Below are 15729 nucleotides of genomic sequence, written 5' to 3' on the forward strand. Positions count from 1 at the left end.
ACCTTGAAAGCGTAAGATTTCAATATGGCCCATATTGACCTTCAGAGGCCTATAAAGCCAACCAAGGACCGGGGTCGACAGTTTGTCCATCTTTTCTGACCTCCAGATAAAGCTCATTCGATCCAGACGAGCTGGACGGCATCGACCCTACTGGATCTCCTTGTTTTAAGGTTTCGCCTATCTCTGCAAAAATATCGCCGAGTCCTGTCATGAGGATATAATAGCCTTCTCCGACATCAACGATAATCACTTTATCGTAATTCTTAAAAGGTCCCGCAAATTCGACGCGTCCGGCATAGGGGGCTAAGACCTGCCCGCGAGAGGCGGTCGAGAAGGTAAGACCTTGTTCATTCCCGCCATAGCCTCTCGTAAGAGGCCCTGAGACGGGGAGCGTCAACCGCCCTTTGGCATTGGCAAAAGGCCCAATGCCTTCTGGCAAGGCAAGCGGCAGGGCCGGGGGTTTGGAGGGTTGGGTGACGCCGCGCCCCGGTTTCACGCGAGGTCGAATGGACTTAGCCTCTGATTCCAACTTTTCGAGCAATTCACGCAAGGTCTCTGATTCTCGGGCCAGTTTTTTCGCCAAGGCTTGTTTTTCTTCGCGCTGCGTATCAATGGATTTTCTTAAACTTGATTTTTCTTTCACCAGACCCTCAGTTTTAGCCCGCCGTCTTTCCAACTGTCTCTGATTGGCTTCAATTTGCGCTTGGGTTTCGTCTGCGAGCATTTGTTCTTCGGCCAAGGTGGTTAATTGAGCCGTTAGAACTTTTGTTCTTTGGTCTAGCTGCTTGGACAGGGTCGCCATGAGCTGCCCGGCCTGCGCCGTCGCAATAGCGTTGTCAGGGCGCAAAGCGAGGGTCGGCGGCGGATTGGCCTCCAAGCGTTGCAAGGCAGCTAAGAGCTTTAATAGCTCCGCTTCGTCCAACCGAATGGCATATTCAATTTCAGAAATATTGACGTCGATTTTTGCTTTTTTCTCTTGCAGGGCCAAAGCGTCTTTTTCAAACCCGCGAATTTCAAGGCTCAGTTTTTCAAGCGAGTTTTCGAGATCGGAAATTTCGCTTGTCACGACCTTGCGGCGTTCTTCTAGCGCTTTTGCCTCGGCGCGTGCGGCCTTTTCGGCTTGGGTAAGGGCGTCCAAGTCTTTTGGATTCTGTGACTGCGCCCAAGCCGGAGGGCAGAGGCATAGCAAAATGGTAAAACAGCAGATGAGCCTCAGGGTTAACATGAGCTTTACGTAGCGTAGTCCCGTTTAACGCCGCCTTAATACGGGCAGTGGATTTCAGTCTCTAATCCCGGTGATACGGGGTTCCGGCCATGATGGATAAAGCCCGGTAAGTTTGTTCCGCGATCATGATGCGTACGAGCTTATGTGGCCAGGTTTGCGTGCCCAATGACCATCTGCGGGCTGTTGAGGGAATGGCGGAGGGTTCGAAGCCGTCGGCGGCCCCAATTACTAGATAAATTTCAGACTGCCCGTCATCACGCGCTTGGGAGAGTGTCTTCACCATTTGCCGCGATGCAAACGCTTTGCCGCGCTCATCAAGCGCAAAGCAAAGAGCCGTGTTCGGGATAGGCTCAAAAAGTTTTAATGTTTCTTCTTCTCGGGATTTGCAGCTACGGACATCCACGGCCTGTTCTTCGACGGAAAGAAACCCCGTTTGGCGGGCCAGAAGGTTAGCGCGGTTGATGTAATCATCCACCATGTCGCGTTCGGGCCCCGCGCGCATGGCCCCACCGGCGCGGATAATAATTTTAGCTGCCACTTAGAGCTCGGTGTCGGCAGGGGCTTCCTCGGCGACGTTCTGCAAGCCTTCCGGCATAGGAACAGACCAAATTTTTTCGAGGTTATAGAAAACACGGACTTCTGGACGGAAGATGTGCAAAATGACGTCACCGACATCCACCAAAACCCAGTCACAGCCCTCTTGCCCTTCGACTCCGATATCTTTGAACTGGGCGTCTTTTAGCGCTCGTAGAACATAATCGGACAAGGCACTGACGTGCCGATTGGAGCGACCAGAGGCCACGATCATGTAATCGGCGACAGAGGATTTGCCCCGCACGTCAATTTCGATAATGTCTTGAGCAGAATTCTCGTCCAAAATATGCTGTATAAAGTCAGACAGCTGTTTCGACGCCTTTTGATCGGCGGCAGAAGATTTGGACGGTGAGGGTGTGCTGACAGCAGTTTGGGTGCTCAGAAGGCTCTCCATTTTCACAGTGGACGGTGCGTCCCATTTTTCCTGTTAATGGGAATCACATAACATAAAGTTCAGTCTCTGGCCAGTTTGACCCGAAGGGCTGAGGAAGACCTCTTATCTAGGGGCAAAGTCAGATAAGTCCACCGCGGCGCTGTCATTTCTGCTAGTGAGGCTGCGCTTTGTTCTGGCAGGCGATAGTCAGCATATTGACGGGCGGCCTGTCCTAGCCGCGCTTTTATATTGTTTCCCGGCCGCGAAATCACAGCAATGGGAAAACTGCTCATGATCTCCTGCCAGCTCCGCCATTTCGGGAGTTGCGCAAAATTATCTGCCCCCATCATGAAAACAAAGTGAGTCCGAGGGTACCGCTTTTTCAAACGTCTGAGCAGATCAATTGTATAATTTGTGCCGAATTGTTTCTCAACATGGCTGATGTCCATACGCGGGGGCAGGTTTAGGGCCTTCACGGTCTCGACACGGCTGTCATAGCTAGGCTGTTCAGGCTTGAGAGGGTTCTGCGGACTAACGAGCCACCAGATATGATCCAAACCTAACTCCCGAAGCCCCGACGTGGCCACATGAAGATGGCCCGGATGCGCCGGATTAAACGACCCTCCGAACAGGCCAATTTTAAGGCCCTCATACATGGGATATCATCACTAAATTATCGCGATGGATGAGGGCCGGCCCATTTGTATAGCCTAATGTGCCTTCAATTCTATCGCTTTGATGTCCCATAATTTTTTGGATGTCCTGGCTGTCATAGCTTGAAAGGCCTCTGGCAACTTCTACACCGGACGTATCATAAATCCCGATAGCCTCGCCTTTCTGAAAGTTGCCTTTTAAACTCGTCACACCTGCCGCCAGCAGGCTTTTCCCACTGTTTAAAGCTTTGACGGCGCCTGAGTCTATCTGAAGGCTTCCTTTTGGCTTGAGAGAGCCAATAATCCACTGCGCCCTTGCATTTTTCGGATTAGTAGCCGCCAAAAACAAGGTTGACCGCTCCCCGCCTTCTAGACGCGAGAAGGGGGCGGGCGCGCGGCCGTCCATAATAATCATCTCGCAGCCGGCCTGAGTGGCAATTTGTGCGGCGGCGAGTTTGGTCGCCATCCCGCCCGTCCCGACCGCTCTGTCAGTATTTGCGCCCGCGCCCATGGCAAGTATCTCCGGCGTAACGCTATCAATTTGCGGGATGTGCTTTGCCGATTTATCGACTCGAGGATCAGAAGTGTAGAGACCGTCAATATCGGAGAGAAGCAGAAGACCGTCCGCTCCGACCATTTGCGCTGTTCTGGCAGCGAGGCGATCATTATCGCCATAGCGGATCTCGTCCGTCGCGACGGTGTCGTTCTCGTTAATTACGGGAACAGTGTTCAGGCTGAGAAGGGTTTCTAAGGTAGAACGGGCATTGAGCCAATGACGACGGTCTTCTGTATCGGTGAGGGTTAAGAGGGCTTGCGCGGCGTGCAGGCCAAATTGTGCCAAAGCTTGATCATAGGCTTGGGTCAAATGAGACTGTCCTGCGGCGGCGCAGGCCTGTTTTTCTGGCAAAGACAAGGGTTTCCCAATAAGGCCTAGTCGAGCGCGACCCAAAGCGACAGCTCCGGAGGAGACGATCAGCGTCTCAAGCCCGTTTTTGTGTCGACTAGCGATCTCTGAACAGAGATCAGTTAGCCAGTCCTGCCTCAGCGCATGGGTTTCGGTTTCCACGAGCAAGGCTGAGCCTATTTTCACGACCAGACGCTTATAAGTGCCTAAGCGCTTATTAGGAATGTCTGACCCCTCCGACATAAAATTTAGGGAGACCAGCCTTTTTGCTCTTCCATTTCGCCGTCTTTTACCGCTTGAGCGATACGTTTTTCTTCGCGTTTTGCGTCTTCTTTTTGGCGGCGTTTTTTAACGTGCTCGTAGACGGCAAAAAGCACAGGTTTCAGTCCTTGGTTAGCCACACTGGAAATTAAAAGGGGAGTCTGGCCACATACCGCTTCAACGCTCTCTGATACCTCGGAGAGAAGATCTTCATCTAGAGAATCGCACTTGGTCAGAACGATGATTTCCGGTTTGTCTTCAATACCGCCGTCATATTCAACCAGTTCGTTACGGATGATGCGGTAGTTTTCGGCTGGATCGTCGGCGGACGCATCCACAAGGTGAAGGACAGCCGCGCAGCGTTCTACATGGCCCAAGAAACGATGTCCAAGGCCTGCGCCTTCAGACGCGCCTTCAATCAAACCGGGCAGGTCGGCCAGCACAAAACGTTCCGCCGCCCCAAGATTTACCACGCCGAGATGCGGGTGAAGCGTTGTGAAGGGATAATCTGCTGTTTTAGGCGAAGCTGCCGTGACTGTGGACAAAAAGGTCGATTTTCCGGCATTGGGGAGACCGACAAGTCCCGCATCGGCAAGGAGTTTAAGACGGAGCCAGACCCAACGTTCTTCGCCTTCTTCGCCGGGATTGGCCTTGCGGGGCGCTTGATTGGTCGAGGACTTGAACCGGGCATTTCCCCATCCGCCATTCCCGCCCTTGGCGAGCAAAACGCGCTGATCTTCTTCGGTTAGATCGACCAGAACTTCGTCCGTGTCAGCATCAATCACTTGCGTACCGACCGGGACTTTCAGAGTAACGTCTTCGCCGGCCGCACCTGTCCTATCCCGGCCCATGCCGTGCACGCCGGTATCTGCTTTGAAATGCTGTTGGTAACGATAGTCAATCAGCGTGTTGAGGTCGCGGGTCGCTTCGACCCAGACGTCACCGCCCTTACCCCCATCGCCGCCATTGGGTCCGCCGAAAGCAACATATTTTTCACGGCGGAAGGAGACGCTGCCTGCGCCGCCATTGCCGGATTTCACGAATATTTTAGCTTGATCTAGAAATTTCATAATTTGTCTTTCAGGCCCGTATCTAAAACTATTCGGCTTCGATGACTAGCGACGAATGGGTCTCGCTCTCACTTAAAGAAGCCGCAGAACGGGCAGGACGTTCCAATAATACACTTTCCGCCTTTTTTAGTCTGGCCATCGAGAAATACTGTTCCTTTTCCCCAGTGAGCCTAAAGCCGAGTTTTTCGAGAACGCGCAGACTGGCCGGGTTATCCGAGAATACACCAGCGGTTAGTAGCGTTGGTCCGAAATGTCGATCTGCTTCAGCCATGAGGCGACGGCACGCCTCGGAGGCATATCCTTTGCCCCAAAATGGATCACCTACCCAATATCCAAATTCCAAGGGCGACTTTTCGGTGCGTCGAAACAGATCAACGATGCCAATCATATCGTCATTTCCTTTAGCGGTGATCGCATAAGGATAGGCTAGGCTTCGGCGTTTCTGAGCTCTTAGGTGCAGAATTTTAAATTCGGCAGAAAGGAGAGGGAAGGGGTGAGGGAAGCTTCCTGTCATACGGGCAATGTCAAAATTGCTCCCATATTTGGATAGCGCCACAGCGTCTTCGTCACGCAGTTGGCGTAAGAGTAATCTTTCGGTTTCTAAAGTCTCATTCATGCTCGCCTCCTCACATAGGGCGTAGCAGGGGAATTGTTTCTTTCACTACTCTTGCAAATAACAAAAAAGGGAAATCGGAGACCCGATTTCCCTGCTGTTCTTTATCGGGTCGCCTGTTTGGCGGGACCCAATTTAAAATGGGTCTATTCTGCGGCGTCGGCCAGCGGCATGACAGACACAAATGTGCGTGCATTGCGTTTGGTTTCAAAGGACACGCGGCCTTCGGACTTGGCAAATAGAGTGTGGTCTTTGCCCATGCCTACATTTGCCCCAGGATAATATTTTGTGCCGCGCTGGCGCAAAATAATGTTTCCAGGAATGACCGCTTGGCCACCTGATTTCTTGATGCCCAGGCGACGGCCTGCACTGTCGCGACCGTTATTGGACGAACCACCTGCTTTTTTATGAGCCATGAGTTACTCCTGTTCCAAAAGGCGGGCGCGAAGCCTAGCCTGTAATTCCTGTGATTTTGATGGCCGTTTCGTTTTGACGATGGCCTTTCTTACGACGGTAGTTCTGACGGCGCTTCTTTTTGAAGACAAGAACTTTTGCGCCTTTGCGCTGCTCTAGAATTTCACCTGCAACGCTGGCGCCTTTAACAAGCGGGGCGCCGACTTTTACGTCGCCGTCTTTTCCATGCATAAGGACATCGCCGAAAGAGACTTTGTCTCCGGCTTCGCCGTCAAGTTTCTCAACAACAATAATATCGTTTTCGGCGACCTTATACTGTTTACCGCCGGTTTGGATCACTGCAAACATGATCTTTCCTTCCAATAAGGCGTCCAAACATCAAGAAGGACACCCAAAAATTCAAAAGCCGCCTCGGGCTTGTCTGACATCCTTTGAACCTTATCAAGGGAATCGCAGACGAAAGGCGGCGGCCAATTCGTTGCGCCTTATACAGTCAGAGCCGTCTCTGTCAACGCACAGGGTTCATCTTTTACAGGTTTCAGGGCGTTTTGGCAAAGTGAAATGTTCTGACGGATGAAATGAAAAGCCCTGCCTCACAGAAGGGAGGCAGGGCTAAGTCTAGTAAGGAACGTTGCCATTCCTGTTTGTCAGGGCTTAGCGCGGGTTGACGCGACCAATCACTTGGCCATTTGCATCCACGATATTTCCGTTTCCATCAACGCGGCCGATAACAGTGCCTTCGGCGTTAACAACGGATCCGTCATTCCGGACTGTGAAGCCTGTTGTGCGGCTATCGGTGACAGTTCCGTTAACAGAGTTCGTCGTGGAGATAGAACCAGTTGTTGTGCCGACTGAGCCAAGACCCATCTCGCCGGATCCGAGCGCGCCGGAGCGTGTTGCGAAGTCGCGGATAATAATGGTGCCAGAGGCGTCAACAACATTGCCGTTCCCGTCCAGACGCCCAATGAGGCGGCCGGAGCTGTCGCGGACAGTTCTGTCTGCTCCGATAGAGTAGCCAGTGCGGGTTGTGGTCGTGGTTGTAGTCGTGTTGCCGGACGTAAAGCCTGTGCTTGAACTATTAGAACGTCCACCGTCAAAAGCTTGACCGCTTTGGAATGCGCCGCGTTCCGTTCCGGAAACCCCGCCGACCATTGAGCGCCAGTCAACGCCCAATACATCAACTGTCCGAAGGGTCAAACCACCCGTTGAAAGGTTGTTGTCTTGCTGGAAGGACTCAACAGAAGCATAGGTTGCGCGGCCCAAGGCTCCGTCAATCGCGCCGCTATAATAGCCCTGAGCTTGAAGAGCCCGTTGGATGGCGGAGATCACGGTGACATTTGCATTGGCCTCACAGAGAACTTGACGCCACTCGGCCCTTTCAGCTGAGATTTGAGTGCGGCGTTCAATGGTTCCGTATTCCGGTGGGATAACGACCGTTTCAGTACGAGGGGCTTCGACTACACGCTGCACTTCAATCGTTTCGTAACGAGCCGGGATCACGCGGCGTTCAATTCTCGGGGCACCGACAGGGACGCGGCGCGTCACTGTTTTGGTTACCGCTGGAATGACACGCTCTTGTGTCGTCGCTGGCGTCTTAACAACGCGGCGCGTAACCTGCTTTGTAACAGCCGGGATAACCCGTTCTTGTGTCTGAGCTGGTGTTTTGATGCGGCGACGCGTTTCCGTCTTAGTGACAGCCGGAATAACCCGCTCGCGCGTCTGCGCAGGCGTTTTCATAACACGGCGTTCGACAGTTTTTGTGACCGCTGGGATAACCCGTTCTTGGGTCTGAGCCGGCGTTTTTACGACGCGGCGCTGAACAGTCTTTGTCACAGCTGGCGTCGCACGCTCTACAGTCCGAGCCGGTGTCTTGACGACGCGGCGTTCAACAGTGCTCGTGACCGCCGGGATGACCCGTTCCTGCGTCTTAGCCGGCGTTTTCACGACCTGACGGCTGACTTGCTTCGTTACGGCAGGGATGGTCCGCTCTTGTGTCTGAGCCGGCGTTTTCATAACGCGGCGCTCAACAGTTTTCGTGACAGCCGGAATGACGCGTTCTTGCGTCTGAGCCGGCGTTTTCACAACGCGTCGGCTGACCTGTTTGGTCACAGCCGGAACTTGTTTCTCAACCGTTCTTGCTGGTGTCTTGATCACGCGGCGGGTTTCCACCTTCGTGACCGCGGGGATAACCCGTTCCTGAGTAGAGGCCGGTGTTTTAACGACGCGGCGCTCAACTGTGTTTGTCACGGCCGGGATGGCGCGCTCAACAGTTCGAGCAGGTGTCTTGACGACGCGGCGCTCAACCTGCTTGGTCACGGCCGGAATAACCCGCTCTTGCGTAGACGCTGGCGTTTTCACGACGCGGCGAGAAACCGTTTTCGTCACAGCTGGAATAGCGCGCTCTACCGTGCGAGCCGGAGAGACGAGACGTCGACGACTTTCCTGCTTGGTCACAACCGGAACAACGCGTTCCTGTGTTTGAGCCGGTGTTTTGACGACGCGGCGCTCAACCTGCTTAGTGACGGCTGGAATGACTTTCTCGACCGTTTGAGCCGGTGTCTTTATGACGCGACGGCTCTGCATTTTTGTCACGGCCGGAATAACCCGCTCTTGAGTCGAAGCAGGTGTTTTCACAACGCGGCGTTCAACTTGAGCTGTCACAGCTGGGATAACTTTCTCAACTGTAGAAGCCGGTGTTTTTAGAACGCGGCGTGTTTCCATCTTTGTAACCGCCGGAATGACGCGCTCTTGCGTAGAGGCCGGTGTTTTCACGACGCGGCGCGAAACAGTTTTTGTGACGGCCGGGACGGCGCGCTCAACTGTTTTTGCCGGTGTCTTGATCACACGGCGACTTTGCTCCTTTGTAACCGCCGGAATGACGCGTTCTTGCGTAGAGGCCGGTGTTTTGACGACACGGCGAGAGACAGTTTTTGTAACCGCTGGGACGGCGCGTTCAACTGTTCTTGCCGGTGTCTTGATCACGCGGCGAGCTTCCATCTTTGTAACCGCCGGAATGACCCGCTCTTGCGTCTGAGCCGGCGTTTTAACGACGCGGCGTTCAACCGTTTTTGTAACCGCCGGAACGGCCCGCTCAACAGTTTTCGCTGGTGTTTTTACGACGCGGCGGCTTTCCATTTTCGTGACAGCCGGAATGACACGTTCTTGTGTCTGGGCCGGCGTTTTGACCACGCGGCGGGAAACCGTTTTGGTTACCGCTGGAATAACCTTCTCTACTGTTTTAGACGGCGTCTTGATAACGCGGCGGCTTTCCATCTTGGTAACGGCCGGTATGACCTTCTCAACCGTAGAGGCCGGAGATTTCACAATGCGGCGCTGAACCTGTTTGGTGACAGCCGGAATGACGCGCGCAACGGTTGTTTCAGGCGTAACGATGCGGCGGCGTGTTTCCTGTTTGGTAACAGCTGGAATAACGCGTTCTGTCGTTGCCGCAGGCGTTTTGACTACGCGGCGCGAAACAGTTTTCGTCACAGCTGGAATAACTTTCTCAACTGTAGACGCCGGTGTCTTCACAACGCGGCGCGTTTCGACCTTAGTCACGGCCGGAATGACGCGTTCTTGGGTTTGTGCCGGTGTTTTCACAACGCGTCTCTCAACCTGTTTTGTCACAGCTGGGATAACCTTTTCAACGGTAGAGGCCGGTGTTTTCACAACGCGGCGCGTTTCCATCTTAGTCACAGCAGGAATGACGCGTTCTTGTGTAGACGCCGGTGTTTTCACGACACGGCGGGAAACCGTTTTCGTTACAGCCGGAACAGCGCGTTCAACTGTTTTTGCTGGTGTTTTGATCACGCGGCGGGTTTGTGCTTTGGTGACAGCAGGAATGACACGTTCTGTGACCTGAGCCGGCGTTTTGACCACGCGCCGGGAAACGGTCTTCGTGACAGCCGGAATAGCTTTCTCAACCGTTCTTGCTGGCGTTTTGATCACGCGGCGGCTTTCCATTTTGGTAACAGCCGGGATTACGCGCTCTTGTGTCGAGGCAGGTGTCTTAACCACGCGGCGAGAGACAGTTTTGGTGACAGCAGGCACTTTTTTCTCAACTGTTCTCGCCGGCGTTTTCACGACGCGACGTGTTTCCATCTTCGTCACAGCCGGGATGACCCGTTCTTGGGTTGAGGCTGGAACATCGACGACGCGGCGGGTGACAGTTTCTGTAACAGCCGGAATAACGCGCTCTTCCGTGCGGGCCGGCGTTTTCACCACGCGGCGCTGACGTGTTTTCGAAACTGCCGGGATAACTTTCTCAACAGTTTGAGCCGGCGTTTTCACGACGCGGCGAGATACTGATTTCGTGACGGCCGGAATGATTTTCTCAACGGTTTTGGCCGGAGAGACGATACGGCGACGCGTTTCCGTTTTTGTGACGGCCGGAATGACACGCTCTGTTGTCGCTGCCGGCGTTTTCACGACGCGGCGAGAAACAGTTTCAGTGACAGCTGGGATCGTCTTTTCAACAGTGCGGGCCGGCGTTTTAACAACGCGGCGGCTCTCTGTCTTAGTCACGGCAGGGATGACGCGCTCTTGCGTAGAGGCAGGGCGGTCAACAACGCGGCGAGTGACTTGTTTCGTCACGGCTGGAACGACTTTTTCAACTGTCCGAGCCGGAGTTACGACGCGGCGGCGAGTTTCCATTTTGGTAACAGCCGGGATGACGCGTTCTTGTGTAGAGGCCGGGCGATCCACAACGCGGCGCGTTACGGTTTCAGTCACAGCCGGAATGACGCGCTCTGTTGTTGTCGCAGGCGTTTTCGTTACGCGCCGCTGAACTGTCTTCGTTACGGCTGGAATACGGCGTTCTACGATACGGGCTTCTTCTGCGAGAACCTGTTTCTCAACCGAGCCGATTTTCTGGCTATAGGTCGCATCAGTCGCATTGCGCTTTTCTACGCGGGCCGGAGTTTTGACAACGCGGCGGGTCACCGTTTCAGTGACGGCCGGGATGGCCACCTCACGTGTTGTTGCCGGAGTGTCCACAACACGTTTCGTGATTTGCTTCGTGACCGCCGGAATTTGACGCTCAACCGTGCGGGCCGGCTCTGCGACGACTTGCTTGGTGATTGTCTTATATTTGGCCGGGATTAGTACGCGGCAGAGGATTTCTCCGGTTTGGTTCACAATTGTTTGAGTAGATTCAACTACTTGCTCGGAAACACCGTTAAAGACGGTGAATTGACCGCGCGTATTAGTATTGATTTGTCCGCCGGCTGTCAGAGAACCATAATTGATGGCTTGGCTCCCAGGCTTCCATTCTTCGCGCGCAGGTTCGATGAGAACGCGCTCTGAACGTGTTTCATACTTAGCCGGGATAACTTCCAGCTCTGTGCGGGCAGGTTGGACCGTAATGGTTTCCGTCACAGTTTTATAAGTTGGCGGGACCACTTCGACGCGTGTACTGGCTTCCTGCGTGACGATTGTGTCTGTGACAGTCTCGTAGGTGGCTGGAATGACGACCAGTTCTTGCGCCGCGTCTTGTTGGACGTAAGTTTCTTGCTCTGTCCGGTACGTTGCGGGTTGCGCGACATATTCAACGGTTTCAGGCGTGACGACCACGGTGTCTGTCACAGTTTCGTAAGTCGCCGGAACGGTGACGAGTTCTGTGGACGCTTCTTGAACTACAATGGTTTCGGTTACGTCTTTATAAGTCGCAGGGACAACAACGAGCTCGGTCGTCGCTTCTTGGACGACGACAGCTTCTTCATATGTCTCGTATTCAGCCGGAACAGTGACATATTCAACAGTTTCAGGCGAGACGACGACCGTGTCGGTGACATTTTTGAAGGTTGCCGGAACCGTGACGAGTTCTGTCGTGGCTTCTTTGACCACGACTGTGTCTGTCACGGTTTCAAATTCGGCCGGTATAGTTGTGAGTTCTGTTGAAGCTTCCTGAACGACGACTGTTTCCGTAACTGTTTCAAAAGTTGCCGGAACGGTCACAAGCTCAGTTGAGGCTTCCTGGACAACAATCGTTTCTTCGTAAGTTTCATATTCAGCAGGCTGAAGTACATATTCAACAGTTTGCGGTTGTACCACAACGGTGTCCGTGACTGTTTCGAAAACAGGCGGAACGGTAACGAGCTCTGTCGAGGCTTCCTGAGCCACATAAGTCTCGGTGACATTTTCATAAACGGCTGGAATTGTGACGAGTTCTGTGGACGCTTCTTGAACGACAACGGTTTCTGTTACCGTTTTGAAGGTCGCCGGCACGGTGACGAGCTCTGTAGACGCTTCTTGGACGACGACAGGCTCTTCGATGGTTTCATAAACAGCCGGAACAGTTTCATAATCGACTGTTGCAGGTGTCACGACAACGGTATCCGTTACGGTTTCATAAGTGGCTGGAACCGTGACGAGTTCTGTTGATGCCTCTTGAACGACGACAGGCTCTTCGATGGTTTCATAAACAGCCGGTACAGACTCATATGTCGTCGTTGCCGGTGTAACGACAACAGTATCTGTGACTGTGTCGAAAACAGGCGGGATAGTCACCAGCTCTGTTGAGGCTTCTTGTACCACAACATTTTCAGTGACTGTCTCATACTCAGCCGGAACAGTCACATACTCAACGCCGGCGGGCTGAACAACGACAGTATCTGTCACAGTTTCATAAGTGGCCGGTACTGTGACCAGTTCTGTGGAGGCTTCTTGAACCACAACAGGCTCTTCGATTGTCTCGTAAACGGCCGGCACGGACACATACTCAACTGTTTGAGGTGTCACCACGACAGTATCCGTAACGGTTTCGAACACAGGCGGGATCGTGACGAGTTCTGTGGACGCTTCTTGAACCACAACGGTGTCTTCGACAGTTTCGTAAACGGCCGGAACAGACACATATTCAACCGTTTCCGGTGTGACAACGATGGTGTCGGTTACGGTTTCATAGGTCGCGGGAACCGTTACGAGCTCTGTCGACGCTTCCTGAACAACAACCGTTTCCGTAAAGGATTCAAATTCAGCAGGAGTTGTTACATATTCAACGGTTTGAGGCTGGACGACAACAGTGTCGGTGACAGTCTCATAAGTCGCCGGAACGGTCACAAGTTCTGTTGACGCTTCCTGTACGACGACAGGTTCTTCGATGGTTTCATAAACCGCCGGAATAACTTCGTAAGTTACGGTTTGCGGCTGCACGACAACCGTATCCGTCACTGTGTCAAACACTGGAGGGATCGTGACGAGTTCAGTTGACGCTTCTTGCACGACCACAGGCTCTTCTATTGTTTCAAAAACAGCCGGGATCGTTTCGTAAGCTACAGTCGCCGGGGTCACGACAACAGTGTCTGTGACAGTTTCAAATGTGGGCGGAATAGTGACGAGTTCAGTTGACGCCTCTTGCACGACAACGGGTTCTTCAATCGTTTCATAAACGGCTGGAACCGTTTCGTATTCGACGCCCGCAGGTTGTACAACGACTGTATCTGTGACGGTCTCGAAAGTGGCCGGGATCGTCACCAGCTCTGTAGACGCTTCTTGAACGACAACCGTTTCGTTTACAGTTTCGTAAACGGCAGGAATAGTTTCATATTCGACGCCAGCAGGCTGAACGACGACGGTATCTGTGACAGTTTCAAATACAGGCGGAATAGTGACGAGTTCTGTAGACGCCTCTTGAACAACGACAGGCTCTTCGATTGTCTCATAAACCGCCGGAACAGATACATATTCAACTGTTTCAGGGGTCATCACGACGGTATCAGTGACCGTTTCGTAAGTCGCTGGAACGGTGACGAGCTCTGTTGAGGCTTCCTGAACGACGACAGGCTCTTCAATTGTCTCATAGACAGCCGGAACGACGACATATTCGACGGACTGAGGCTGCACGACGACTGTGTCGGTGACAGTTTCAAATACAGGCGGAATAGTGACGAGTTCTGTTGACGCTTCTTGAACCACGACTGTCTCTTCGTAATTTTCGTATTGCGCCGGTACAACTTCGTATTCGACGCCGGCGGGCTGAACGACGACGGTGTCAGTAACGGTTTCATAAGTGGCTGGAACCGTGACGAGTTCAGTTGACGCCTCTTGAACCACGACAGTATCTGTTTTGGTTTCAAACTCCGCGGGAACGGTCACGAGTTCAGTAGACGCTTCTTGTGTGACAACTGTCTCTGTGACGGTTTCGTAGGTTGCCGGAATGGTCACAAGCTCTGTAGAAGCTTCTTGTACCGTAACAACATCTTCGACGGTTTCATAAACAGCCGGAATAGTTTCATAGGTGACAGAGGCAGGCGTTACGACGACAGTATCTGTCACGGTCTCGAAGACTGGCGGAACTGTGACGAGTTCAGTAGACGCTTCTTGGGCCACGACGGTCTCTGTGACGGTTTCAAAAACTGGCGGGATCGTCACAAGCTCGGTTGTGGCTTCCTGCACGACGACTGTGTCTGTGACAGTCTCAAATGTGGCAGGGATAGTGACGAGCTCTGTGGACGCTTCTTGCGTCACGACAGTTTCAGTCACTGTTTCATATTCTGCAGGAACAGAAACATATTCAACGCCGGCAGGCTGGACGACAACCGTATCTGTTACGGTTTCATAAGTCGCTGGGATAGTGACCAGTTCTGTTGTGGCTTCCTGAACGACAACTGTATCAGTAACCGTTTCAAAAACGGGGGGGATGGTAACGAGTTCAGTTGAGGCTTCTTGAACTACAACAGTATCTTCAAATGTTTCATAGACAGGCGGGACAGTGACATACTCAACGGATTGCGGTTGCACTACGACCGTCTCAGTCACTGTTTCATAAACAGGGGGAATTACGACGAGTTCAGTTGAGGCTTCTTGCGCGACAATGGTTTCAGTAACCGTGTTGAATGTCGGCTGACCTGTTGTTCCAGTATTCCCAGAAAATGCGTTTACAGCGCTGCGGGAAATAACATTTCCATTTGTTCCAACAAGATTGCCATTTGAGTCGATCATGCCGATGCGTGCGCCGGAAGCGTTGCGAACGCTACGATCAGACGCGACGGAATAACTGTTGGAGCCAAGATTGAGAGTGGTCATGTTAGAGCCGCGGCCAATCAGTGTGAGGGGGTCAACTGCATTGGCAACAAGCACATTCCCGTTCGCGCCAACAATATTGCCGTCGCTGTCAACAGAGCCGATCCGGCGTCCGTTGCGGTCTGTAACTGTTCTGGAGGAGTCGATATTGTAAGGGGTCTGATTAATAGTGACAGTAATGTCGCCGCGCCCTGGGATAATCGTTCCGCCTGAGCCGACAACGACGAGTTCAAAGCTTTCTTCTTGAACAAGAACTCGTTCTGTGACGGTTTCTAGGCGGCCTGGAATTTTCCGAAGCTCTTCACCAGCCTGGCGCAAAACCACTTGCTCGGTTGATGTCTCGTATTGCGCGGGGACGATTACCCGAGCAAAACACTCACCGGGCAGCGGATTGCCCGGGGGCAATTCCTGGGCAATAGTGGGTGCAGCAAGCACGGCAGCCGATGCGGCCAGTAAAAGAGTACGTTTCATTTCGGAAAACCCCTAAAAGTCTAAATTACTACAGTCCGCAAATAGCAAACTCTCCAATAGCCTAAACAAATGTTAACCATATGACTAGGCGTTAATCCCCTGTTAAGAGGAAAATTTTTCAATTCAATGT

General features: G+C 52.8%; 10 protein-coding genes. All 10 read right to left on the bottom strand.

Annotated elements, in window-relative coordinates; all coding sequences use genetic code 11:
- Positions 1-49 precede the first annotated feature (49 nt).
- Positions 50-1138 (bottom strand): murein hydrolase activator EnvC family protein, encoded by a 1089-nt coding sequence (locus tag ACNA05_RS13370; RefSeq protein WP_415812012.1) that lies wholly within the window; start codon positions 1136-1138, stop codon positions 50-52.
- Between the two features lie 148 nt (positions 1139-1286).
- A complete protein-coding gene (locus ACNA05_RS13375) occupies positions 1287-1763 on the bottom strand; it encodes a 23S rRNA (pseudouridine(1915)-N(3))-methyltransferase RlmH (RefSeq protein WP_415812013.1) in 477 nt (158 codons plus the stop codon).
- Positions 1764-2213: a ribosome silencing factor gene (gene rsfS / locus ACNA05_RS13380; RefSeq protein ID WP_415812033.1), complete on the bottom strand. Its 450-nt coding sequence runs from the start codon at positions 2211-2213 to the stop codon at positions 1764-1766.
- Between the two features lie 59 nt (positions 2214-2272).
- A complete protein-coding gene (locus ACNA05_RS13385) occupies positions 2273-2848 on the bottom strand; it encodes a nicotinate-nucleotide adenylyltransferase (RefSeq protein WP_415812014.1) in 576 nt (191 codons plus the stop codon).
- Positions 2841-3992 carry a glutamate 5-kinase gene (gene proB / locus ACNA05_RS13390; protein WP_415812015.1) on the bottom strand — a complete coding sequence of 384 codons (1152 nt, stop codon included), beginning with the start codon at positions 3990-3992 and terminating at the stop codon, positions 2841-2843. Before proB ends, ACNA05_RS13385 begins: the two co-directional genes overlap by 8 nt.
- A 5-nt stretch (positions 3993-3997) precedes the next feature.
- Positions 3998-5080 carry a GTPase ObgE gene (gene obgE / locus ACNA05_RS13395; protein ID WP_415812016.1) on the bottom strand — a complete coding sequence of 361 codons (1083 nt, stop codon included), beginning with the start codon at positions 5078-5080 and terminating at the stop codon, positions 3998-4000.
- 28 nt (positions 5081-5108) lie between these two features.
- Positions 5109-5696, bottom strand: a complete 588-nt coding sequence (locus ACNA05_RS13400; protein ID WP_415812017.1) for a GNAT family N-acetyltransferase — start codon at positions 5694-5696, stop codon at positions 5109-5111.
- Between the two features lie 143 nt (positions 5697-5839).
- On the bottom strand, positions 5840-6109 hold the full coding sequence (gene rpmA / locus ACNA05_RS13405) for a 50S ribosomal protein L27 (RefSeq protein ID WP_415812018.1): 270 nt from the start codon (positions 6107-6109) through the stop codon (positions 5840-5842).
- A gap of 34 nt (positions 6110-6143) precedes the next feature.
- Complete coding sequence (rplU, locus tag ACNA05_RS13410) at positions 6144-6455, bottom strand: 50S ribosomal protein L21 (protein ID WP_415812019.1); 312 nt, start codon at positions 6453-6455, stop codon at positions 6144-6146.
- A 306-nt stretch (positions 6456-6761) separates the two neighbouring features.
- Positions 6762-15599, bottom strand: a complete 8838-nt coding sequence (locus ACNA05_RS13415; RefSeq protein ID WP_415812020.1) for a peptidoglycan-binding protein — start codon at positions 15597-15599, stop codon at positions 6762-6764.
- Between the last annotated feature and the right edge of the window lie 130 nt (positions 15600-15729).

It is taken from the genome of Litorimonas haliclonae (assembly GCF_965138505.1).
In the GTDB taxonomy this organism is placed as follows: Bacteria; Pseudomonadota; Alphaproteobacteria; order Caulobacterales; family Maricaulaceae; genus Litorimonas; species Litorimonas haliclonae.

Bases quoted from the DNA above. Each gene is read 5' to 3' on its own strand.
- rsfS (WP_415812033.1), bottom strand. From the start codon at position 2,213: ATGGAGAGCCTTCTGAGCACCCAAACTGCTGTCAGCACACCCTCACCG.
- ACNA05_RS13385 (WP_415812014.1), bottom strand. From the start codon at position 2,848: ATGTATGAGGGCCTTAAAATTGGCCTGTTCGGAGGGTCGTTTAATCCG.
- proB (WP_415812015.1), bottom strand. From the start codon at position 3,992: ATGTCGGAGGGGTCAGACATTCCTAATAAGCGCTTAGGCACTTATAAG.
- obgE (WP_415812016.1), bottom strand. From the start codon at position 5,080: ATGAAATTTCTAGATCAAGCTAAAATATTCGTGAAATCCGGCAATGGC.
- ACNA05_RS13400 (WP_415812017.1), bottom strand. From the start codon at position 5,696: ATGAATGAGACTTTAGAAACCGAAAGATTACTCTTACGCCAACTGCGT.
- rpmA (WP_415812018.1), bottom strand. From the start codon at position 6,109: ATGGCTCATAAAAAAGCAGGTGGTTCGTCCAATAACGGTCGCGACAGT.
- rplU (WP_415812019.1), bottom strand. From the start codon at position 6,455: ATGTTTGCAGTGATCCAAACCGGCGGTAAACAGTATAAGGTCGCCGAA.
- ACNA05_RS13415 (WP_415812020.1), bottom strand. From the start codon at position 15,599: ATGAAACGTACTCTTTTACTGGCCGCATCGGCTGCCGTGCTTGCTGCA.